Annotated in this window: 24 protein-coding genes; 7 read left to right on the top strand and 17 right to left on the bottom strand. The window is 45.5% G+C overall.

Features of this window, described 5'->3' with window-relative positions; genetic code table 11:
- The first annotated feature begins 161 nt into the window (after nucleotides 1-161).
- The 7 genes from IE163_RS16195 to IE163_RS16165 all read left to right on the top strand — a co-directional run bounded on the left by IE163_RS16195 (nucleotide 162) and on the right by IE163_RS16165 (nucleotide 8,348).
- Nucleotides 162-2,294, top strand: a complete 2,133-nt coding sequence (locus tag IE163_RS16195) for a S9 family peptidase (RefSeq protein ID WP_229833611.1) — start codon at nucleotides 162-164, stop codon at nucleotides 2,292-2,294.
- Nucleotides 2,295-2,494: 200 nt separating this feature from the next.
- Nucleotides 2,495-5,290 carry a monovalent cation/H+ antiporter subunit A gene (locus IE163_RS16190; protein ID WP_189434036.1) on the top strand — a complete coding sequence of 932 codons (2,796 nt, stop codon included), beginning with the start codon at nucleotides 2,495-2,497 and terminating at the stop codon, nucleotides 5,288-5,290.
- Nucleotides 5,290-5,646 (top strand): Na+/H+ antiporter subunit C, encoded by a 357-nt coding sequence (locus tag IE163_RS16185; protein WP_189434035.1) that lies wholly within the window; start codon nucleotides 5,290-5,292, stop codon nucleotides 5,644-5,646. The genes IE163_RS16190 and IE163_RS16185 overlap by 1 nt, the downstream gene beginning before the upstream one ends.
- Nucleotides 5,643-7,157 (top strand): monovalent cation/H+ antiporter subunit D, encoded by a 1,515-nt coding sequence (locus IE163_RS16180; protein ID WP_189434034.1) that lies wholly within the window; start codon nucleotides 5,643-5,645, stop codon nucleotides 7,155-7,157. The genes IE163_RS16185 and IE163_RS16180 overlap by 4 nt, the downstream gene beginning before the upstream one ends.
- Nucleotides 7,154-7,690 carry a Na+/H+ antiporter subunit E gene (locus tag IE163_RS16175; protein ID WP_189434033.1) on the top strand — a complete coding sequence of 179 codons (537 nt, stop codon included), beginning with the start codon at nucleotides 7,154-7,156 and terminating at the stop codon, nucleotides 7,688-7,690. The genes IE163_RS16180 and IE163_RS16175 overlap by 4 nt, the downstream gene beginning before the upstream one ends.
- The gene (locus tag IE163_RS16170) at nucleotides 7,684-7,953 is read left to right on the top strand and encodes a K+/H+ antiporter subunit F (RefSeq protein WP_189434032.1); all 270 of its coding nucleotides are present in this window, start codon (nucleotides 7,684-7,686) and stop codon (nucleotides 7,951-7,953) included. Before IE163_RS16175 ends, IE163_RS16170 begins: the two co-directional genes overlap by 7 nt.
- 8 nt (nucleotides 7,954-7,961) lie before the next feature.
- Nucleotides 7,962-8,348, top strand: a complete 387-nt coding sequence (locus tag IE163_RS16165; protein WP_189434031.1) for a Na+/H+ antiporter subunit G — start codon at nucleotides 7,962-7,964, stop codon at nucleotides 8,346-8,348.
- Nucleotides 8,349-8,386: 38 nt separating this feature from the next.
- Here the strand turns inward: IE163_RS16165 and mnhG are convergent, their stop codons facing one another.
- The 17 genes from mnhG to IE163_RS16080 form a co-directional block, all read right to left on the bottom strand.
- The gene (gene mnhG / locus IE163_RS16160; RefSeq protein ID WP_229833610.1) at nucleotides 8,387-8,770 is read right to left on the bottom strand and encodes a monovalent cation/H(+) antiporter subunit G; all 384 of its coding nucleotides are present in this window, start codon (nucleotides 8,768-8,770) and stop codon (nucleotides 8,387-8,389) included.
- Entirely contained in the window at nucleotides 8,760-9,044 is a 285-nt protein-coding gene (locus IE163_RS16155; protein ID WP_189434030.1) for an MrpF/PhaF family protein, read from the bottom strand. The genes mnhG and IE163_RS16155 overlap by 11 nt, the downstream gene beginning before the upstream one ends.
- Nucleotides 9,041-9,514, bottom strand: a complete 474-nt coding sequence (locus IE163_RS16150) for a Na+/H+ antiporter subunit E (RefSeq protein WP_189434029.1) — start codon at nucleotides 9,512-9,514, stop codon at nucleotides 9,041-9,043. Before IE163_RS16150 ends, IE163_RS16155 begins: the two co-directional genes overlap by 4 nt.
- Entirely contained in the window at nucleotides 9,511-11,013 is a 1,503-nt protein-coding gene (locus tag IE163_RS16145; protein ID WP_229833609.1) for a Na+/H+ antiporter subunit D, read from the bottom strand. The genes IE163_RS16150 and IE163_RS16145 overlap by 4 nt, the downstream gene beginning before the upstream one ends.
- Nucleotides 11,013-11,357: a Na+/H+ antiporter subunit C gene (locus IE163_RS16140; RefSeq protein WP_189434028.1), complete on the bottom strand. Its 345-nt coding sequence runs from the start codon at nucleotides 11,355-11,357 to the stop codon at nucleotides 11,013-11,015. The genes IE163_RS16145 and IE163_RS16140 overlap by 1 nt, the downstream gene beginning before the upstream one ends.
- Complete coding sequence (locus IE163_RS16135) at nucleotides 11,357-11,794, bottom strand: Na+/H+ antiporter subunit B (RefSeq protein ID WP_189434027.1); 438 nt, start codon at nucleotides 11,792-11,794, stop codon at nucleotides 11,357-11,359. The genes IE163_RS16140 and IE163_RS16135 overlap by 1 nt, the downstream gene beginning before the upstream one ends.
- Nucleotides 11,791-14,151 carry a putative monovalent cation/H+ antiporter subunit A gene (locus tag IE163_RS16130; RefSeq protein WP_189434026.1) on the bottom strand — a complete coding sequence of 787 codons (2,361 nt, stop codon included), beginning with the start codon at nucleotides 14,149-14,151 and terminating at the stop codon, nucleotides 11,791-11,793. The genes IE163_RS16135 and IE163_RS16130 overlap by 4 nt, the downstream gene beginning before the upstream one ends.
- A gap of 198 nt (nucleotides 14,152-14,349) precedes the next feature.
- Entirely contained in the window at nucleotides 14,350-14,628 is a 279-nt protein-coding gene (locus tag IE163_RS16125) for an HPr family phosphocarrier protein (protein WP_189434025.1), read from the bottom strand.
- Entirely contained in the window at nucleotides 14,618-15,475 is an 858-nt protein-coding gene (gene rapZ, locus IE163_RS16120; protein ID WP_189434024.1) for an RNase adapter RapZ, read from the bottom strand. The genes IE163_RS16125 and rapZ overlap by 11 nt, the downstream gene beginning before the upstream one ends.
- Nucleotides 15,472-15,945 (bottom strand): PTS IIA-like nitrogen regulatory protein PtsN, encoded by a 474-nt coding sequence (ptsN, locus tag IE163_RS16115; protein WP_189434023.1) that lies wholly within the window; start codon nucleotides 15,943-15,945, stop codon nucleotides 15,472-15,474. The genes rapZ and ptsN overlap by 4 nt, the downstream gene beginning before the upstream one ends.
- Before the next feature lie 6 nt (nucleotides 15,946-15,951).
- Entirely contained in the window at nucleotides 15,952-16,239 is a 288-nt protein-coding gene (gene hpf, locus IE163_RS16110; RefSeq protein WP_189434022.1) for a ribosome hibernation promoting factor, read from the bottom strand.
- A 25-nt stretch (nucleotides 16,240-16,264) separates the two neighbouring features.
- The gene (locus IE163_RS16105; RefSeq protein ID WP_189434021.1) at nucleotides 16,265-17,752 is read right to left on the bottom strand and encodes an RNA polymerase factor sigma-54; all 1,488 of its coding nucleotides are present in this window, start codon (nucleotides 17,750-17,752) and stop codon (nucleotides 16,265-16,267) included.
- Between the two features lie 48 nt (nucleotides 17,753-17,800).
- A complete protein-coding gene (gene lptB / locus IE163_RS16100; protein ID WP_189434020.1) occupies nucleotides 17,801-18,523 on the bottom strand; it encodes an LPS export ABC transporter ATP-binding protein in 723 nt (240 codons plus the stop codon).
- A complete protein-coding gene (gene lptA / locus IE163_RS16095) occupies nucleotides 18,520-19,011 on the bottom strand; it encodes a lipopolysaccharide transport periplasmic protein LptA (protein ID WP_189434019.1) in 492 nt (163 codons plus the stop codon). Before lptA ends, lptB begins: the two co-directional genes overlap by 4 nt.
- On the bottom strand, nucleotides 19,001-19,555 hold the full coding sequence (gene lptC / locus IE163_RS16090) for an LPS export ABC transporter periplasmic protein LptC (protein WP_189434018.1): 555 nt from the start codon (nucleotides 19,553-19,555) through the stop codon (nucleotides 19,001-19,003). Before lptC ends, lptA begins: the two co-directional genes overlap by 11 nt.
- Nucleotides 19,552-20,106 carry a 3-deoxy-manno-octulosonate-8-phosphatase KdsC gene (gene kdsC, locus IE163_RS16085; RefSeq protein ID WP_189434017.1) on the bottom strand — a complete coding sequence of 185 codons (555 nt, stop codon included), beginning with the start codon at nucleotides 20,104-20,106 and terminating at the stop codon, nucleotides 19,552-19,554. Before kdsC ends, lptC begins: the two co-directional genes overlap by 4 nt.
- 1 nt (nucleotide 20,107) lies before the next feature.
- The gene (locus IE163_RS16080) at nucleotides 20,108-21,073 is read right to left on the bottom strand and encodes a KpsF/GutQ family sugar-phosphate isomerase (protein WP_189434016.1); all 966 of its coding nucleotides are present in this window, start codon (nucleotides 21,071-21,073) and stop codon (nucleotides 20,108-20,110) included.

The raw sequence follows: 21,073 nt of genomic DNA, 5'->3' as shown, positions 1-21,073 counted from the left end.
CTGGAAGAATATAACGCTATTAATCTTCAGTGTGAAGCTAAAGCTGCTTGCTCTTAGCTAGCAGGCTGCTTTACTCTTACAAGGCGATAACATTGTGTTTTAACTCAATGCAATAAAATACCCTAACAGCAAGCAAAATTAATTAAACAAGAGGTTGTTAAATGTTAAAGACACCCTATCGAATGCTCGTGCTAGCCAGCATGTTACTTCCGGCCATGACTGTAGTAGCTGAGGAAAAGATCTTGCTTACACCAAAAGCGGAAAAAATTGAATTTAAAGTGACCTCACCCAATGGTGACAGAATAGATCCTTACTATTGGCTGCGTGATGACAAGCGGCAAGATCCGAAAGTATTGGGTTATTTAAACGCTGAAAATGCCTACTATCAGCAGTACAGTGCACACTACACTGCGCTGACTGAGCAACTCACTGAGGAGTTAATTGGGCGTATTAAGCAAGATGATAGTTCAGTACCTTATGTTAAGGGCGATTACCGTTATTTCAGCCGTTTTGAAACTGGCAAGGAATACCCTATTTATTTGCGTCAACCGGTAGCTGGTGGTGCTGAACAGGTATTATTGGATGTTAATGAACTGGCAGCAGGTAAAGACTTTTATCAGGCAGCTAATTTACAGGTTAGCCCAAACCAGCGTTTATTAGCTTACATGGAAGATACCACTGGGCGGCGGCAGTACACCCTGAAAATCCGTGATTTACAGACCGGCAAAGATTTACCGGATCAGCTAACCGGATTATCTGCTGCTATTGCCTGGTCAGCGGACAGTAAGCAACTTTTTCTGGTGCAAAACGATCCTGTTACTTTGTTAAGTAATACCGTATTACGGCATAAGCTAGGCCAGGAGCCGGCTAAAGCTAAGGTGGTCTATCAGGAACAAGACAACAGCTTTTACATGTGGGTTAACAATAGCCAGGATGGCCGTTTTGTGATGATAAACCTGAGCAGTACTGTCTCTGATGAGCTGCGGGTGTTGGATGCGGCTAAACCAGAGAGTGATTTTAAGGTCTTTGCGCCACGGCAACGCGAGTTTAAATATGACGCTGAGCATATTGCCGGTCGTTGGATTATTCGTACCGATTGGCAAGCGCCTAACTATCGTTTGATGTCTGTTCCGGATGACAAAATTGGTGATAGAGCGAACTGGCAGCCACTACTGGCGCATGATGACGCTGTATTTATTCAGGATTTTGCCCTATTTAATGATTATCTGGCGATTAGTGAGCGTAGCGATGGCTTAAGAAAAATTCGGGTTATGCCATGGCAGGATCCTGCTAAAGCCTTCTATATCAGCTCTGATGAAGCCGCTTATGTCACAGGCTTTGAAATTAATGCTGAGCAAAATACTCCTTGGTTACGTTATACCTACACCTCTTTGACTACGCCAGCCAGTGTCTATCAGCTTAATATGCAAACGGGCGAAAAGCAGTTGTTAAAGCAGCAAGAGGTATTAGGTGGCTTTGATAAAGATAATTATGTGACAGAGCGGGTTTGGGTGCCGGTAGCCGAGAACGTCAAGGTGCCAGTGTCGCTATTGTACCGTAAAGGCTTTAAACGCGATGGCACAGCCCCTTTATACCAGTATGCCTATGGTTCCTATGGTGCATCAATGGATCCCTCTTTCCGTTCTACGGCCTTATCCTTAGTTGATCGTGGTTTTGTGTATGCTATTGCGCATATTCGTGGCGGCCAGGAAATGGGCCGACAATGGTATGAGGATGGTAAGTTGCTGAATAAAATTAATACCTTTACTGACTATATTGCCGTAACAGACTATTTAGTGGCTGAAAAATATGCTTCTAAGGACAAAGTTATCGGTATGGGCGGTAGTGCCGGTGGCTTACTGATGGGGGCTGTTGCTAATATGGCACCGGAAAAATATCTGGGGTTAGTGGCGCATGTGCCCTTTGTTGATGTGGTCACGACCATGTTAGACGAGAGTATTCCATTGACCACTAACGAGTTTGATGAGTGGGGCAATCCGAAAGAAAAGGTGTATTACGACTACATGTTGTCATATTCACCTTATGATCAGGTAAAGGCTCAGGCTTATCCTGCTCTGCTGGTAACAACAGGCTTGCATGATTCGCAGGTCCAATATTTTGAGCCAGCGAAATGGGTAGCCAGATTGCGCGAGCTGAAAACCGATAATAAGCCGTTACTGTTCCGAACCAACATGGAAGCTGGGCATGGCGGTAAATCAGGTCGATTTGCTCGTCTTGGAGAAACAGCACAAGAGTATGCCTTTATTTTAGACTTATTACAGAAAATGCAATAACGCCTAAGGGATACTCCAAGGTCATGCCGGTTTTTACTGGGGTGACCTTGCTCCTGCTAACTGCTCAGCGCTGTTATTAATAGACTTTTTTAGTAGCAACGAGTATAAATATCGTCAAAACCATAGAAATTGTTACCCGCCTTGTTTTAAATACACTATGTTCAGTTAGCAGCTTTAATATTAAAGGAAGCGACCACCCTATGAATGTGTTGTGGATAGCACTATTACCAATGCTGGGTACTTTGCTGCCGTTATTGATGGCAAAGCGATCCCGCACAGCTTGCGCGTTAGTGACAGCACTGGCTCCCATGCTGGCATTGGCGATTTTATTAAGTCATACCCAAAGCGTATTCGCAGGGCAAATTTGGCAGTTTCAAGCTGACTGGATACCGTTACTAGGGTTAAATGTCCATTTTCGTCTGGATGGGTTAGCTTATTTATTTGCCTTACTGATACTTGCTATTGGCCTTTTGGTCATTCTATATGCGCGTTATTATCTTTCTGAGCAAGATTCAATGCCGCGTTTTTATGCTTACCTGATGCTCTTTATGACAGCAATGCTGGGTATAGTATTATCTGGCAATATTTTGCAAATCTGGTTGTTTTGGGAGCTGACGAGTATCAGTTCTTTTTTGCTTATCAGTTTTTGGTGGCATAAATCTGAAGCTCGCCGCGGTGCCAGAATGGCACTAACCATTACTGGTGCGGGTGGCTTATGTTTGCTTGCTGCCTTTATTTTACTGGGTAATATCGTTGGTAGCTATGAATTGTCGGTGGTTCTAGAACAGACTGATCTTATCCAAAATCACGCCTATTATCCTGTTTTACTGGTGCTGTTTTTGCTGGGTTGTTTTACGAAATCTGCTCAGTTCCCATTCCACTTCTGGCTGCCTAACGCCATGGCGGCACCTACACCAGTAAGTGCCTACTTACACTCTGCTACCATGGTAAAGGCCGGTATTTTCTTATTAGCCCGTTTTTATCCAGCGCTTTCTGGTACTGATATGTGGTTTTTGTTAGTGAGTCTGACGGGGTTAGCAACCCTGTTAGTCGGTGCTTATCTGGCGCTATTTAAACATGATTTAAAAGGTTTACTTGCTTACTCAACCATCAGCCATTTAGGCTTAATTACGCTACTCTTTGGTTTAAATTCGCCGCTTGCTGCCGTAGCGGGGGTTTTTCATATTATCAATCATGCCACCTTTAAAGCGTCATTATTTATGGCCGCCGGTATTATTGACCATGAATCAGGCTGTCGGGATATGCGCCGTTTAAACGGGCTTTGGCAATTTATGCCTATTACTGCGACTTTAATGATGGTAGCCGCTGCGGCCATGGCAGGTGTGCCTTTATTAAATGGTTTCTTATCCAAAGAAATGTTTTTTGCCGAAACCTTAGAGCAGCATTTATTGGGGGCGCTATCCTGGATTATTCCACTTTTGGCTACCGTAGCGGCTATTTTCTCGGTGGCTTATTCTTTAAGGCTGATTCACGATGTGTTCTTTAATGGCCAGCCGAAAGGGTTAACCAAAACACCGCATGAGCCACCGCGTTATATGCGTTTGCCGGTAGAAATTCTGGTGGCGCTTTGTCTGGTTGTGGGTATTGCCCCAGCCTGGGTGGTGGGTGGGTTACTGCAAGCCGCTGCTACTGCTGTTTTGGCGGGCCCGACACCAGAATACAGCTTAGCTATTTGGCATGGTTTTAATCTACCGCTGTTAATGAGCGCGGTAGCGCTGACCGCCGGTGTTTTCATGTATGTTAAACGTAAGCAGTTATTCGATTTTCAGAATGCCTTACCCGGTGTCGATACGCTAAATATTTTTGAACGAAGCATCAAACAGCTTTGCCATCAGGCTGCGCAATGCTATGACTGGTTAGATAACGGCTCTTTACAGCGTTATATGGCGCTGTTGTTAACTGCTTTTGTTGTTTTAGCCGGATTGCCGCTGATCCAGATGGAAACACTAAGTGGCGGCCGTGCAGAGATTCCGGTGGACGCGGTTAATGCGACCGGGGCGGCAATGCTGTTAATCAGCGCCTTTGCGACCGTGGTTTGGCATAGGAAGCGGGTAGTGGCCTTACTGATGATTTCAGTAGTGGGCTTGATGGTCTCTATTGCTTTTACCCGTTTTTCTGCGCCTGATTTAGCGTTAACTCAGCTCAGTGTGGAAGTGGTAACCGTCATTTTATTGATGCTGGCCTTATTCTTTTTACCACATAAAACGCCGAAACAGTCCGAACCATCCAAAGTCGTACGAGATCTCGGTTTAGCCTCTTTAGTGGGCATTATTGTTGGCAGTTTAAGCTATGCCATTATGACGCGGCCTTTTAGTACTATTTCTGACTTCTTTATTGCCAATGCCAAAACTGGTGGTGGTGGTACCAACGTGGTGAACGTAATTTTGGTTGATTTCCGTGGTTTTGATACCTTAGGTGAAATTGCGGTGTTAGGGATTGCAGCCTTGGGTATTTTTAAATTACTGACTCGTATTCCGGTGTTTAAACCCAGTAGTGATGGTGAGGGACGTCCCTGGGCACGTGAGCGCCATCCATTATTGCTGGCTACCGTTGCTCAGAGTATTTTGCCGTTAGCGTTAATGGTGTCGGTGTTTATTTTCTTCCGTGGACATAATTTGCCGGGTGGTGGTTTTATTGCAGGTTTAATTACCGCAGTTGCCATTATCTTACTTTATATTTCCCAGGGGGTAGATTGGGTTAAAGCAAGAATGAATATTGAATATCAACGTGTTGTTGCTGTGGGCTTAATGATTGCACTTCTTACTGGCCTTGCCAGTTGGGCCTTCGAGCGCCCTTTCTTAACGTCTTGGTTTGATTATTTTGAGTTACCGCTATTTGGACAAATTGAGTTGGCCAGTGCTATCGCTTTTGATTTGGGGGTATATATCACTGTGGTGGGAGCAACCTTATTGATCTTATCGAGTTTAGGCAAAATGACCACCTCGCATCGGCCAATCCATAGGGAGCAAATTTAATGGAAACGTTATTTGCCTTATGTATTGGTTTTTTAACCAGTTGCGGAGTTTTTTTAATGCTGCGAGGCCGCACTTTTCCGGTAGTGATGGGTTTAACCATGTTGTCTTATGCGGTTAATCTTTTCATTTTCTCCTCAGGCCGCCTTAATTTAAAAGGGGCCGTAGTGTTAGGCACTTCTGACAGTTACGCCGATCCGTTACCGCAGGCGCTGGTATTAACTGCAATCGTCATCGGTTTTGCCATGACGGCATTTTTGGTGATATTAGCCATACGGGCGCGGGCAGATTTGGGTAATGATCACGTAGATGGCAGCATGCCGGAACCTCGGCACGCTAAGAAGGAGCGTCAGAAATGAATCATCTGATTGTAGTACCTATTCTGCTGCCTTTTCTAACAGCTTTACTGATTATGCTGCCGCCGGTGCATTATTCGCCATGGCGTCGTCGCATCGTTAGCATGCTTTCTACAAGTATCTTGCTAATAGTCTGTGTTTTGTTACTACTGCAAGTACTTGCGGATGGTGTGACGTTTTATGCACTAGGTAATTGGTTGCCGCCTTTTGGCATTATCATGGTTGCCGATTTAGTCAGTGTCATCATGTTATGCCTTACCGCCTTTTTAGCGTTGGGGGCCATTTGTTATGGTAGTGCTGGTGAGGATGAAAAGGGGTCTTTCTTTCATCCGTTATTTCAATTTCAGGTCATGGGCATAAATGGTGCCTTTTTAACTGGCGATCTTTTTAACCTTTTTGTGTTTTTCGAGGTGTTGCTGATTGCCTCTTACGCATTGCTTATTCACGCCGGTGGCAAAAACAAGACAAAGGCGGCAGTGCATTACGTGGTACTAAACCTAACTGGTTCTGCCATTTTCTTATTGGCGCTGGCGGTGTTATATGGCACCTTGGGGACACTAAATATTGCTGATATGGCGTTGAAAGTCGCCGATTTACCACAAGAAAATATCATGTTGGTAAAAGTGGGTGGCTTGATGCTGCTGATCGTGTTTGCCTTAAAAGCAGCGATTTTACCCTTACAGTTTTGGTTGCCTGCGACCTATGCTTCTGCTTCAGCACCGGTTGCTGCCCTATTTGCGGTGATGACCAAAATTGGTGTCTACGCTTTGTTACGTGTTTTTACCACGATATTCGGCGAGCATGCCGGGCCGCTTTCGGGTCTTGCGACAAACTGGTTATGGGTATTTGGATTAGCTACTCTGTTTTTAGGTGCCTTGGGTGTGTTGGCCAGCAAAGATTTCCGTAAGCTGGTAGCTAATTTAGTGCTGGTATCGGTCGGGAGTTTAGTGGCGATGGTGGCTTTTCAAAATACCGCTGCCAATGCCTCGGTGCTGTTTTACACTGTACACTCTACGCTAATTTGTGGAGCTCTGTTTTTATTGGCTGATATGATCGCTGTGCAGCGTGGTAAAGCGGCTGATCGACTGGTCGCGGCTAGACGGGTCAATCAACCCATACTACTAGGTTCTTTGTTTGTACTCGGCGCGATTTCAGTAGCGGGTTTACCGCCATTCTCAGGTTTTATTGGTAAATTAATGTTGTTGCAGGCAGCGTTGGATACAGAGAAACAGTTTTGGCTTTGGGGGGTGTTATTACTCTCTAGCCTAATGGTGTTGGTGGGCTTGTCCAGAGCTGGCAGTACGTTGTTCTGGCGGGTAAGTGGCATGCAAAAAGCGGATGAACGTGCCTTACCGTTACAGGTTTTCGCAGTACTATGGTTACTCAGTGCCAGTCTGTTAATGATGGTGTTTGCCGGCCCTCTTACGGCGTTAAGTTTCGCTGGTGCCAGTCAGCTGGGGGATGTCATCAATACTATCAGAACCATACTGCCTGCTTCCGGAGTTTTACCATGAATATGATACCGCGCTTTCAGTGGCTGCCGACCCCGTATCGTAGCTTATTATTATTTCTTGTCTGGTTGTTACTTAATCAAAGTGCCGCACCTATTCATTTGTTTTTTGGCCTTGTGCTGGCGTTGACAATTCCGTGGTTATGTTATCGCTTGCGGGATCCGCAGCCATTAATTCAACGACCATTTTTAGCCTTACGCTATACGTTACGGGTTTTTGCTGACATTGTTACCGCTAATGCTGAAGTGGCATTTTTAATTTTGGGGCCAGTCAAGAAACTAAGGCCGGCCTTTGTGCGGGTGCCACTTGATTTACAGCATAATTTACCCCTAACGATTTTAGCGGGTACTGTCTCTATGACACCCGGTACCGTGAGTGCTGATATTTATCCCAGTGTTGAAAATCTGGCACCGGATGAGCCCTTACCGCAGCGCTGGTTGCTGATTCATGTGTTAGATTTGGATGATGAGGCGGCACTTATTGCGACGATTAAGAGCCGTTATGAAGCGCCGTTAAAGGAGATTTTTCAATGTTAAATTATGTGATTTTCTCCGTGTTCGGCATGATCAGTTTGGCGCTGTTACTGAACTTATGGCGCTTAATGCGCGGCCCAAGCTTGCCAGACCGTATCCTGGCGTTGGATACGATGTACATTAATAGCATCGCATTAATTATATTGTACGGCCTGCTAATGGGTTCCCCATTATACTTCGAAGCTGCACTATTGATTGCCATGATTGGTTTTATTAGTACCGTGGCGGTGTGTAAATTTTTGTTGCGTGGCGACATAATTGAATAGGTTTTAATATGCAAAACTGGATGGAATGGGCGGTTGCATTTTTTCTGTTGCTAGGCGGCTGCTTTGTGTTGATTGGTTCTATTGGCTTGGTAAGAATGCCCGACTTCTTTATGCGCTTACACGGGCCTACGAAGGCAACCACCTTGGGGATGGGGGGCATTTTACTGGGATCAATTTTTTACTTCAGTATGTCTCCGGAAACCCTTAGTGTGCATGAGATGCTAATCACTATCTTTTTGCTAATTACCGCACCGGTGAGCGCCCATATGCTGATTAAAACAGCCTTACATCATCGCTTAAAGGCTATCGATAAGACCCAGGGCGAGCAGGAGCTAAAACGCGGTCAGGCTTTTGCCAGTAAAGAAGGGAATCGCAGCGAAACGCCAGATGATTAATTGACTCCGGCATTCCGCTGCTAGGCGGACAGATAATTCTAACTGTTTTGATCTTTTTTTTGCTCTTCGCTGCTTCTTAACAGATGGTTTTGCTCATCATAGCGGCCTTTAAGCTCATCTTTTACGGTTTTATGCCACAGAGGAACCCCAATAAAATAGCCCGCTCTACCGATAGTATGGGCGGCGATAGGCGAAGTGAGTGTAGTAAAGGCCATTACGGCAAGTGCTTTTAACGTTACGCTGCTTTCACCGAAGAAAAGCATTACGGCACACATGATTAAACCCGCACCTAGTACCCCGGATTTGGTAGTAGCATGCATCCGTGTTAATAAGTCGGGCATCCGAAATACCCCTAGAGCAGCAACCAGCATAAAAAAACAGCCAGCTAATAGAAAAATAGCCGCGAGTATCTCAGTGATCATCACGATGACCTCCTTTTTCCAAATAACGGGCAAAACCGATTGCCGCTAAAAAAGCCGTTAGGGCCAATACCATAGTGACATCAATATAGGCGTCTTTGCCACTACGGATCGCGTACAAGCCAATAACCCCCACCGTAATAGAGGCGATTAACTCTAATGCAACAACCCGATCGGGTAGGCTTGGCCCTTTTAAAAGCCTTACCATTGCCAATAAGAGTGCGATGCTTAAAATACCGAAGCCGCCGAGCACGGCATAATCTAAAATGCTACTCATCTCATCACCCGTAAAATTTTGGCTTCCATGCGTTTAAGATCGGTCATCACCTGTTGCTCATCATATAAATACATGACATGCACATAGAGTACTTTACGATCACTGGAGACATCTAAGCTCAGTGAGCCAGGAGTCAGCGAGATCGCATTAGCAACCATGGTAATTTCCATATCTGTCTCTGCGCGCAAGGGCATAGAGATCACGCCTGGCTTCATCAAATTGGTTGGAGTTAAGACGTCCCAGGCCACTTTCAAATTCGCCATAATCAATTCTTTGGTGAAAAACACCATAAAATTGAGTAACCGCGGTACTTGTAACCGGTATTTGCGCACTTCTGGCTGGTTCTTAAACACAAAAACGATAACCAAATAGGAGATGATGTATCCCACCAGCAAACCGATACCATTCATGCTGTCGGTAAGCGCGGCCCAAATCATTGCCATCACCAGATTGGCTAATAATGGATTCATGGTTGTCCTCCACCGAGTACCGCTTCAATATAAAGTTGTGGATTAAGTAATTGGTTTGCCGCCATCTCTGCCAAGACATAAATAGGTTGGGCAAACAGACCAATAGCAATCGTCATACTGGCGAGAATGCCGGTGGTCCAATATAGCGCTTTATTGCGTACCGGGGCAGGGATCTCAATAGCAGGCTCAGGTGCTTTTTTCCAGAAAGCCTCGTTCCAAATCTTAATCATAGAGAACAAGGTAAATAAGCCGACAAAGAGTGCGACTGCGACGGCCCACCAAGCACCTGCTTCAACACCGGCTTTAATGAGAATAAATTTAGCAAAAAAGCCAGAGAGCGGTGGTACACCTGCTAGCGAAAAAGCCGGGATCAGGAAGAGTACCGCCAACCCAGGGTGTTTCTTATACAAGCCACCTAGCTCTTTCAGTTCGAAACTGCCACCAAGACGGTACATCATGCCAGCCACAAAGAACAAATTCGCTTTTACAATAATATGATGCATGATGTAAAAGACCCCGCCAATTAACGCCAGTGGTGTGAATAGGGCGAGTGCTAACATCATATAGCCAATTTGGCTAACGATATGGAAGCTTAAGATCCTTCTTACTTCATATTGCGAGGCCGCACCTAACACACCGGTTAACATGGTGAAGACCGCCATCCAAAGTAATATTTGATGGGTAAATTCCACTTCGCCGGTAAACATTAGGCTAAAAACACGATAAAGCGCATACACGCCCACTTTGGTTAATAAACCGGCGAAAATGGCAGAGACGGCGACCTGTGGCGTATGGTAAGAGGCTGGCAGCCAGAAAAACAGCGGGAAGGCAGCAGCCTTAATTGAAAAGGCAATTAAAAACAGCATGGCAACGAGGGTGACCATCTTAGGATCTTCTACCGCCGTCAGCCTTACTGCAATATCGGCCATATTGAGTGAGCCAACCATGCCATACAATAAACCTATAGCGGTCAGAAAAATTGCTGAAGACAGCAAGTTTAGGGTTACATACTTGATGGCACCTTCCATTTGTGCCCGCTCTCCGCCTTGAATTAGTAAAGCAAAAGAGGCGACCAGTAATACCTCAAACCAAACATAGAGATTAAAAATATCACCCGTTAAAAAAGCACCGTTAACACCGGCGAGCAGCAGATGTAACAGCGGATAGTAACCGAAGCGTTCAAAGCGCTTTCTTACTGTTTTTAAGCTATAAATTGCGGTAGCAAACCCGGTGATTGCTGCTAAGAGCACCATAATAGCGCCCAGTAGATCAGATACCAGTACAATACCAAAGGGTGCCGGCCAGGAACCTACTTCTAATACTTTGATCCCATGGATCTGGGTTTGCCAGAGTAATAAAATAGCGGCCGCTAACACAGCAGTAGTACCCAGCATACCGAGTAATCGCTGAGCACCATGGTTATTTAAGACCACCAAAGATAAGGCGCCGAAAATTAACGGTATTATTACGGGGAGCGCAATTAGAACCGACATATCCATCAATCAGTACCTTTCATTTCGTTCATATCATCGGTTTTGATGACTTCATAGGCGCGATGTAGCAGTACCACCGCAAAAGCCAGCACACCAAAGGCGATGACGATAGCCGTTAAAATAAGTGCTTGTGCCAGAGGATCGGCGGTGGGACCTGTTATGGTTTCTGCTCCCTGTGCGATTAACGGGGGCACCCCTCTCTCTAAGCCCGCAACGGTGAAAATCAATAAGTTGGCGGCGTTAGAGAGCAAAATAAGGCCTATTAATAGCTTCACCATAGAGCGTCTTAGCATCATATAAATAGAGGCGGCATATAAGCAGCCTATTAGAATTGCCATTAAGGTGGTCATTAGTGTTCAACCTCCACTAAGGTGAAAATGGCGGTCAATACCGTGCCGATAACACCGAGAAAAACGCCAATATCAAAGAACAATGGTGTGCTAAGTTTTAAAGTGCCAAAAATGGGGATATCGAGGCTCCACCACTGTGCGGTAAAAAAGTTATCGCCAACAAAAAGTGATGGTAAAGAGGAGAGAGCCGCTATGGCTAGACCTACACCAACAATTTGTAATGGATGAACGCGCAACAGACTTTTCGCAGATGGATAATCATCAGCGAAAAGTTTAAGTGCTATGGCTGCTGCGGCAACCAAACCGCCAATAAAGCCTCCGCCAGGTTCGTCATGTCCACGCAATAGTAGGAACAGGGAGAACAGTAATAGCAGTGGCAGAATAATGGTGGTGCCGGTGCTGAGAATTAACGAACGCATATTAAACTGACGACTCATTTTTTGTCTCCTTGCGTTGTATTCATTCTTTTCAGCTCGCTCGCCAGGCGTTTATCGGCATTAGTGACTGGTTTTGAGCCGGTTCTTAAGTGCACCATGGCATAAATACCAATGGCAACTAGGGCCAGGACAAAAATCTCGCCTAAGGTATCCAGTGCTCTGAAATCGACCAAAATAACATTGACGATATTTCTGCCGTAGCCTTCGGGCACACTATTGGCAATAAAGAAGCTAGAAATACCTTCCATGTCGCGTGCATTGGTGACTAACAGCACCAGCAAGGTAATCAGAATGCCGCTACTAATAGCAATGACGGCATCGCGAGCGCGATTCATATTCGATGATAATTTTCTAAACTCGGGCAGACGGTATAACACCAATACCAGCAATAATACGGTAATGGTTTCTACCAGTACCTGCGTGATACCCACATCAATAGCACTGAAAAACACATAAATTAACGCTACTGCGAAGCCCAAGGCTCCTAAAAGCGCTACGGCAGCCAAGAACGACTTCACTAGCACCGCACTTAAGATAGTAACCAGTAGGATCAGAAAAACCGTCGCTTCCTGAATTTTTACATCATGCAGGTCAAATGTGATATTGAAATGCTCTAAACGCAGCATCGCCCAGCCAACCAACAGCAGCATGGTGGCGATAGTTGTTAGTAAGTAATTACGCAAATAACCATTTTGCAGTACTTTGGTTTGCCAGCCTGCAAAGATAACTAAGCCGGCCATCATTTTAGTATAAAGTGCTTCTGGACCAAAGGCACTTAGGCGATCAACGCCTGAGGTGAACTGACGCCAGCGCGGCCATTGGCTATATAAAAGTAACCCAAAGCAAAGGCTGGTTAGACTGAGTAACAGCGGTAGGTTAACACCATGCCACAGCGCAAGATAATCGGTAATCTGGTTACCATAAACGGCACTGGCAGCCGCTTGCAGTAGCCACTTATCGGCAATAAACGGGAATAAACCCAGTACTAAACTCAATGATGCTAAAACCATGGGACCAGACAGCATAGCGATGCCAGGATCATGAGCTTTTTTCGGGGTAGCGATTTCTTCACCAAACCAGGGTTTAATGGCGAGTAAGGCGGCTACTAAAACGACAAAGATATTGGCTAGCACGGTGGCAATAATAAGTGCTATTTGCCAGTGAGAGCCACTGAGGACTGCCTCGAGCAATAGCTCTTTGGCTACAAAGCCGAATAAAGGAATAACACCGGCGAGTGATAGCGCTGCTATTACTGCTACAGCACAGGTTTTGGGCATCTTATGTCGCAGCCCTGAAGCATGCTGGAAGTCTTTAATACCCGCTTCATGGTCCAAAATCCCGGCAATCATAAAAAGTGCACCTTTATACAGCGCATGAGCTAACAAAAAGGTGACGGCTGCCAGCGCGGCTTTTTCAGTACCTAAGCCAAGCAGCATAGTGAGTGTGCCCAAAGCCATAACGGTGGAATAAGCTAAGACTTTCTTAATACCTGTGGCTCTGCTGGCTAAGAAGATACCAGTAAGCATGGTTATGGCGCCTATAGCACTTAGCGTGAGCATCCAGGCGGCACTATCACCCAATGTAGGCTGCAGCCGTGCAAGTAAATAAATACCGGCTTTTACCATAGTGGCTGAATGTAAGTAAGCGCTTACCGGTGTTGGAGCTGCCATGGCGTTCGGTAACCAAAAATGAAACGGGGTTTGCGCAGACTTGGTAAAGGCGCCTAGTAAGATCAGCACTAGCATGGGTAAATACAGTGCGTGCCCGGTTAAGTCTTGCTGCAAGATGTCTGATAGCTCGTAACTGCCGGCGGCAAAGCCTAACATAATAAAGCCGGTCATTAATGCCAGACCACCAATGACAGTAACCATCAGTCCTTGGTGGGCCTTTTGTCGGGATTCGGCATTCTCGTGATTAAAGCCAATCAGCATAAAGGAGCTAACCGTGGTTAATTCCCAAAATACGAAAAGTGTGATCAGGTTGTCGGCTAGCACTAAACCGAGCATTGCCCCCATAAAGGTGAGTAAAAATAAGAAAAAACGTCCTAAAGCAGGATGTCCTTCCAGATAGCGGTTGGCATATAACAAGATAAAGGTGCCAATACCGGTGATCAGTAAGGCAAATAATAACGAGAGGCCATCCAATAAAAAGCTCAGGTGTATATCCATGCCCGGAAACCACAACCAACGCTGACTGAGCACTTCACCTTGGCTTACCAGGGCCAATTGGGCGGCGAAGAAACTAAATAATGTTGCAGGAACCAGGGCTAACAGGCTGCCACTATGACGACCGGTATAGCGATGTAGTAAGGGTGCGAGGCACGCTAGAACAAACAGACTTAATACCACATATAACATGCGCTACTCCTATTTAAATAGCCTGAAATTGCGGAATGTCACTGCATTTTGAGCTTAGTTGGGTATAACAGCAGTTACTCAATTCGAATTAGTTCAAGCTACTAATTTTGAACTAAAAATACCAATATTTGCGCTAACAGTAGCAGATTTGAAGGGGGAAATAAACGAAAACCGGTCTAAAGCGCCGCGAAACCGGGCCTATAGCTCGTCAAAACCGGCGTTAATCAGCTGGGTTACGGCGTCAAGTGCGGTTGCGGCATCAGAGCCTTCTGTGCGAATAGTCAGCGTTTTACCTTTGCTACTGGCAAGCATCAACAAGGCTAATACACTGCCTGCGTCAGCAGTTTTACCATCATCTTGTATTAGCTCTACTTTAGATTGAAATGTGTGGCAAAGCTGCGCCAATTTGGTAGCGGCTCGGGCGTGCAAGCCAAGCTGATTAACGATGGTCACCTTAGCGCTAAAACTATCGGCCATGATGTCTCACCAATTCACGATGACGTATCTGAACATCTTCACGTTGACTGCGATAGCTTTCTGCCAAACTTTCTGCAATATAAACCGAGCGATGCTGGCCGCCGGTACAACCGATAGCAATAGTGAGATAGCTGCGATTATTACGTTCTAAATGCGGTAACCAGCTACTGACAAAGCTATTAATTTGCCAAATATACTTTGCAACAATGGCCTGAGAGGCCAAATAGTCTTTAACGGGCTGGTCTAAACCGGTGAGCGGTTTTAAATCAGGCTCCCAATGCGGGTTAGGGAGAAAACGCGCATCAAAAACATAATCGGCATCTTTAGGAATACCATATTTAAAACCGAAAGATTCGAATAGCATGACTAAACGGCCAGTTTTTTGCCCGAGGATCCGCTCCCGTAACTGTTCTGCCAATTGATGGACATTCATCTCGGTCGTATCAATATAGAGATCGGCAGCGCTGGAAATAGGATCTAGCAGCTGCTGTTCTCGGGAGATGGCTTCATCTAATGACATCGCCTGATGTGATAGTGGGTGTAAGCGCCGTGTTTCACTAAAGCGTTTAATTAGCGTTGAATGATCGGCATCCAGGTAGAGGATCGTCAATTCCAACTTGCGCGGTAGGTAAGCCAGGATCTCTGAAAGTTCGTCGGGATCAGTGGGTAAGTTTCTTACATCAATACTCACTGCAACACGCTCGTACTGACCCATTACCGCATTAGCCAATGTGGGTAATAAGTTTACTGGGATATTATCGACACAATAATATCCTAAGTCCTCCATGACCCTGAGGGCCACTGATTTGCCAGAGCCGGAACGACCGCTGACGACCAGTAATTTCATGCTTCACCCGCTAGCTGACTGTATTCGATCAATAATTGATATAAATGCTCATTAGATTCGGCATGCCGGATCTTCTTTGTTAATTCTTTTTGACTCAACAATTTGGCAATACCCGCCAAAGTTGCAAGGTGAGTCTGGCATTGCTCTTTTGGAATGAGGATGCCGCAAAAAATATCGACGGATTGGTTGTCTATGGCATCAAAAGGGATAGCATCTTTGCTAACAACAAAAATTAAGATTGGTTGTTGCACGCAGTCTAATTTGCCATGTGGAATAGCAATACCGCCGCCGATGCCGGTAGACCCCAGTTTCTCGCGCGTCATTAACGCCTCAAGAATACTGTATTCAGAGATTTCAGGAAGTTGCTGATGGGCCAACTCAGCGATATATTCCAGAATACGTTTTTTACTGTTAAAAAGAACTGCACTCTTGGTGCAGTTCTCCGCTAACATAGCACTTAAATTAATCATGGTTAGTTAGTGTCGCGACAACTTTTCTTTGTGTTTAATTACCTGCCGATCGAGCTTATCAATAAGTTGATCGATCGCAGCATACATATTTTCGTCTTCTGAAATCGCAAAAACTTCGCCACCATTCAGGTGTACTTTCGCCTCGGCAATTTGTTTCAATTTTTCCACGTTTAGGATGACATGTACATTATTAATATTTTCAAAATGGCGTTCCAGCTTCGAGAATTTGCTGTCGACATAATCTTTTAAGGCTTCGGTAATTTCGACATGGCGACCAGTTAAGTTGATTTGCATAGACTCTTCCTTCTTGTTAAGACACTTATAGCAAGGTCTTTCGTTGATTTGAGGGCGGAATAAATAAGGCTTCGCGGTACTTAGCGATAGTACGCCTTGCTACGTTAATACCTTGTTCTGACAAAATCTCAGCCATCTTACTGTCACTTAGTGGTTTTGCCGGATTTTCTGCCGCCACTAATTTTTTTATAAAAGCTCGAATGGCCGTTGAGGAACATTCGCCGCCACTCTCTGTACTAACATGACTGGAAAAGAAGAACTTAAGTTCAAAAATCCCACGTGGTGTATGCATATATTTTTGGGTGGTAACCCGGGAAATGGTTGATTCATGCATTCCTACCATTTCGGCAACATCATTTAATACCATCGGTTTCATGGCTTCTTCACCATGTTCAAAGAACGCTTGTTGTTGCTGTACTATACAGTTTGCTACCTTAAGCAGTGTATCATTGCGGCTTTCCAGGCTTTTCAGAAACCATTTTGCTTCTTGTAAATGTGAGCGAATAAACTGAGTGTCTGCTGTGTTCTTTGCTGTTCTGGACATGGCAGCATATTGCTGATTAATCCGAACTTTTGGCATTGCTTCCGGGTTTAGTTCCACGTGCCAGCGCCCTTTGACTTTAGTCACTGTAACATCGGGTATTACATACTGCTGTTCTTGTTTAATCACGTCGGCACCGGGCCGCGGATTGAGACTATGAATCAGCCGCATGACTTCTTTTAATTCGTCTTCTTTGAGTTTAGTCACACGTAACAGAGAACGGAAGTCTCGATTCGCTAAAAAGTCGGTATAGTTGCTAATTATTTGCTTTGCATCAGCTAAATAGGGTGTATCTGGCGAAAATTGCCGCAATTGTACTAATAGGCATTCTTGAACTGAGCGTGCACCTACGCCAACCGGATCAAAGAGTTGAATACGTTTTATCACGGCTTCAACCTCATCGGCTTCTACATCTGGGATATCCAACGAATCCAGAATATCCTGACAGCTAATCGTCAATAAACCGGACTCATCAATAGCCTCTATAATAATCTCAGCTATGGCGCGGTCGGTGTCGGAAAAGGGGGTGAGTTGCATTTGCCAGCGTAAATAATCTTGTAGCGTTTCAGTTGTTTCGCCTTGATATACCATGTCTTCATCTGGCATGTTGCCGCTACCAACCGGCGCCGCGCTGATTAAATCGTCCCAGTTATTGTCGAGCGGCAAATCTTCCTGAATATTCTGTTCTGTCATTTGCTCGCTGCTATCACGTTCTACCGGCTCGCTATCGTCGTCGCTCTGTTTGCTGGTATCGTCAAGTGATTCGCGTGTAAGATTGGCTAAACTTAGATCTTGCTCTATAGGTGAGCTTTCGAAGTCGTCATCACCTTCCAACAGCGGGTTGGCATCCAGCGCTTCCTGGATCTCCTGCTGTAGCTCAATGGTCGATAACTGCAGTAAGCGGATGGCTTGTTGCAGTTGCGGCGTCATGGTGAGCTGCTGTCCTAAGCGGAGTTGTAAAGAGGGCTTCATGTAAGTGTTATTCTCTCCCGAATACGCTTTTGTGCGGTCTTTGCTTAACTATAGCCTGAATTGCTCACCCAGGTATACATCGCGCACCTGTTGATTAGCAAGTACTTCTTGTGGCGAGCCCGTTGCGATTAACTCGCCATGGCTAACAATATAAGCAATTTCACATACATCAAGCGTTTCCCGCACATTATGGTCGGTAATAAGCACACCGATACCGCGTTGACACAGGTGCTGAATAATTTTTTTGATGTCTAACACAGAGATAGGATCCACACCGGCAAAGGGTTCGTCTAACAGGATAAAAGCAGGATCGGCAGCTAACGCCCGTGCTATTTCTACCCGACGGCGCTCACCACCTGATAACGCCATGCCCAGACTGTTTTTAATATGGCCAATATGGAACTCTTCGAGTAGATCATCGGCAATTTCCAGACGGCGCTGTGCAGTCAAATCTTTGCGGGTTTGTAAAATCGCTAATAAGTTTTCATGCACGGTAAGCTTACGAAAGATAGAGCTTTCTTGCGGTAGATAGCCTATACCCGCACGTGCCCGCTGATGCATTGGGGCAAAGGTGATATCTTGTTCATCTAAGGTAATCTGCCCTTTATCCGACGGCACCAAACCGACAATCATATAAAAAGTCGTGGTTTTACCTGCACCGTTGGGGCCTAACAGACCAACGATTTGCCCGGCATTAACCTCTAGGCTAACATCTTTGACGACTTGGCGTCCTTTGTAGCTTTTGGCCAGATGCGACACCACTAACTTCATGGATTTTCCTTGATTTCTGGGGTGAAAATCGTGGTTACGCGCCGATTTTGTTCACTTTCAGCACTCAGTTGCTGTGTCGCTATATTGTAGCGAATCACCGCGCCTTGCACCAAACTACCGCTTTGGCTCATTTCGGCATTACCGGTAAGTGTTAGGGTGCGACTGGCTAAATCGTAGCGGATCTCATTTGCTTGCGCTGTCACTTTTTTGCCATCTTCCAAGGTTTGGCTATATGTTGCTGGAGAGCCTGAAGCAATTAATACTTCGTTGCCTCGGCCGGCACTGGCATTAGCTTCTAATCGTACCGCTTTAATTAGCATGCTGCCTTGACGTACCTCAACATTTTCACGATAGATAGAAATATTATCTTGAATTGAGGCTTCCCAAAAATCAGAGCGTACGTCAACCGGTTGGGTGTAATCTGCAGGTGCAGCATGCAGTGTGCTGATACTAAGAAGCATACAGCAACACAAAGTTTTAATGTTCATTATGATAAATTGTCTCCAAATGCCGGTTCAGCAATAAGTGTTTGTCAGAGAGACGTGCTTCTAAGCCTATACCTTTGACGTTAAACCCCAGACCTTTTATGACTACTGCTTCGTGGGTTTGAATTTTCTTTTCTGGTAACAGTAATTGCAAAGAGGTGGTATCGATTCGCTCTACCAATTCCCCGGGCAGTAAATTTTGCAACACGACTTGTTGCTCCAGAATAATTTTATCTTCCGGAAACCATACCGCATGTAGGCTACTTATTTCCCACGCTGGCTGATGCTCCGCATTAAATAGAGTGTAACGGGGCAGATTAAACTGGGTAAAGCCAAGTTGTTCAAAGTGCTCCAACGTGCTAGCCCGGACATGGTCGGCAATATAGCCGTCTTTGTCGTAGATACGCAAGGTGACATTCTCAGCGATATAGTCTGGTTGAAACTCGCGGTCAGCTTGTAGTTCTAAATTAGCATCTTGTGGCCTGAACCACAGGTATGCGGCTAATAAAACTAACATAATAACCATTAGCACAAAGCTTTTTCTCATGAGCTGCTACCATCAAACTGCATAAAACGCCCCTGAGCGATCAATAGTAAATCACAAAGCTCTCTTACCGCACCATAGCCACCCGGCAAACTGGTTTTGAGATGGGCGTAATGCTGCAAATAAGGATGGGCATCGTTAACTGCAACGGCTAAACCACAATGTTGCATCACTTCCCAATCCGCTAAATCATCGCCAATATAGGCAATATTTTCTGGGGTAAGTTGCAACTGTTGCTGCAATTGCTGAAATGCTGCCATTTTATTTTCTTGGCCTTGATAGATGTAAGGCACCGTCAGTGACGTCATGCGCTGTTCCACAATGGCTGACTTGCGCCCGGTAATGACCGCGACTTCAATACCGGCTTGTCGCAGCGCTTTAATGCCGTAGCCGTCGCGGGTATGGAAGGCTTTTAGTTCCTCGCCGTGATTACCAAGATAGATACGGCCATCTGAAAATACACCATCGACGTCACAAATAAGCAGTTTTACTGTTGCAGCGCGCGCTGCGACTTCAGGGCCAACTGTTTGATAGAGTTTATGATAAAGCTCCATTTTAAAGCACTCCGGCACGTAACAAATCATGCATATTCATCGCGCCTACCGGTTCTTGCTGCTCGTTCAGAATAATTAAGCCGTTAATTTTCTTTTGTTGCATAATATTCAGTGCCTCAGCGGCCAACATTTCGGCTTTAGCCGTAATGCACTTTACGGTCATCACTTGCTCGATGGCTGTGGTGTGAATATCCAGTCTTTGATCTAAGATCCGGCGTAAATCACCATCGGTGAAAATCCCGGCAAGTTTGCCATCGTCATTGACTACTGTAGTCATACCCAGACCTTTACGAGAGATCTCAAGTAGCGCGTCTTTGATACTGGCACGCCGATGCACTATGGGGACTAAGGTTTCTTTATGCATAATATCGGCAAGCCGCAACAGCAGTTTTCTGCCAAGGCTACCACCGGGATGTGATAATGCAAAATCATCGGCAGAAAAACCTCTTGCGTCTAACACGGCGACAGCGAGTGCATCACCCATAGCCAGGGTTGCAGTAGTGCTGGCGGTAGGGGCTAATCCCAGGGGGCAAGCTTCTTGCGGCACACTGACGCATATGTGCACGTCTGCTAAGCGAGCGAGCGTAGAATCTGCTTTACCGGTCATCGCAATAAGGGTGAGTCCCATACGTTTAATCACTGGCACTATAGTGAGTAATTCTGCTGTTTCACCCGAGTTAGAGATAGCAAGCACAATATCATTTGCAGACAGCATCCCTAAGTCGCCATGACTGGCTTCGCCTGGATGTACAAAAAAAGCGGGCGTCCCTGTTGAGGCGAAGGTAGCGGCAATTTTATTGGCAATATGACCCGACTTGCCAATACCACTGACAATAAGCTTACCGGGATTTTGTAATATCATTTGGCACGCTTGATCAAAATCGTCGTTTAAAAATTGTTCTAACTGTTGTACCGCCTCTGCTTCAATCCTTAGTACTGCCAAAGCTTGTGCGCGAAATGTTCTCAT

This window comes from Alishewanella longhuensis (assembly GCF_014653435.1).
GTDB classification, from domain to species: Bacteria; Pseudomonadota; Gammaproteobacteria; order Enterobacterales; family Alteromonadaceae; genus Alishewanella; species Alishewanella longhuensis.
Note: the sequence above shows the minus strand (reverse complement) of the source record. Positions and strands in the feature narration are given on the sequence as shown.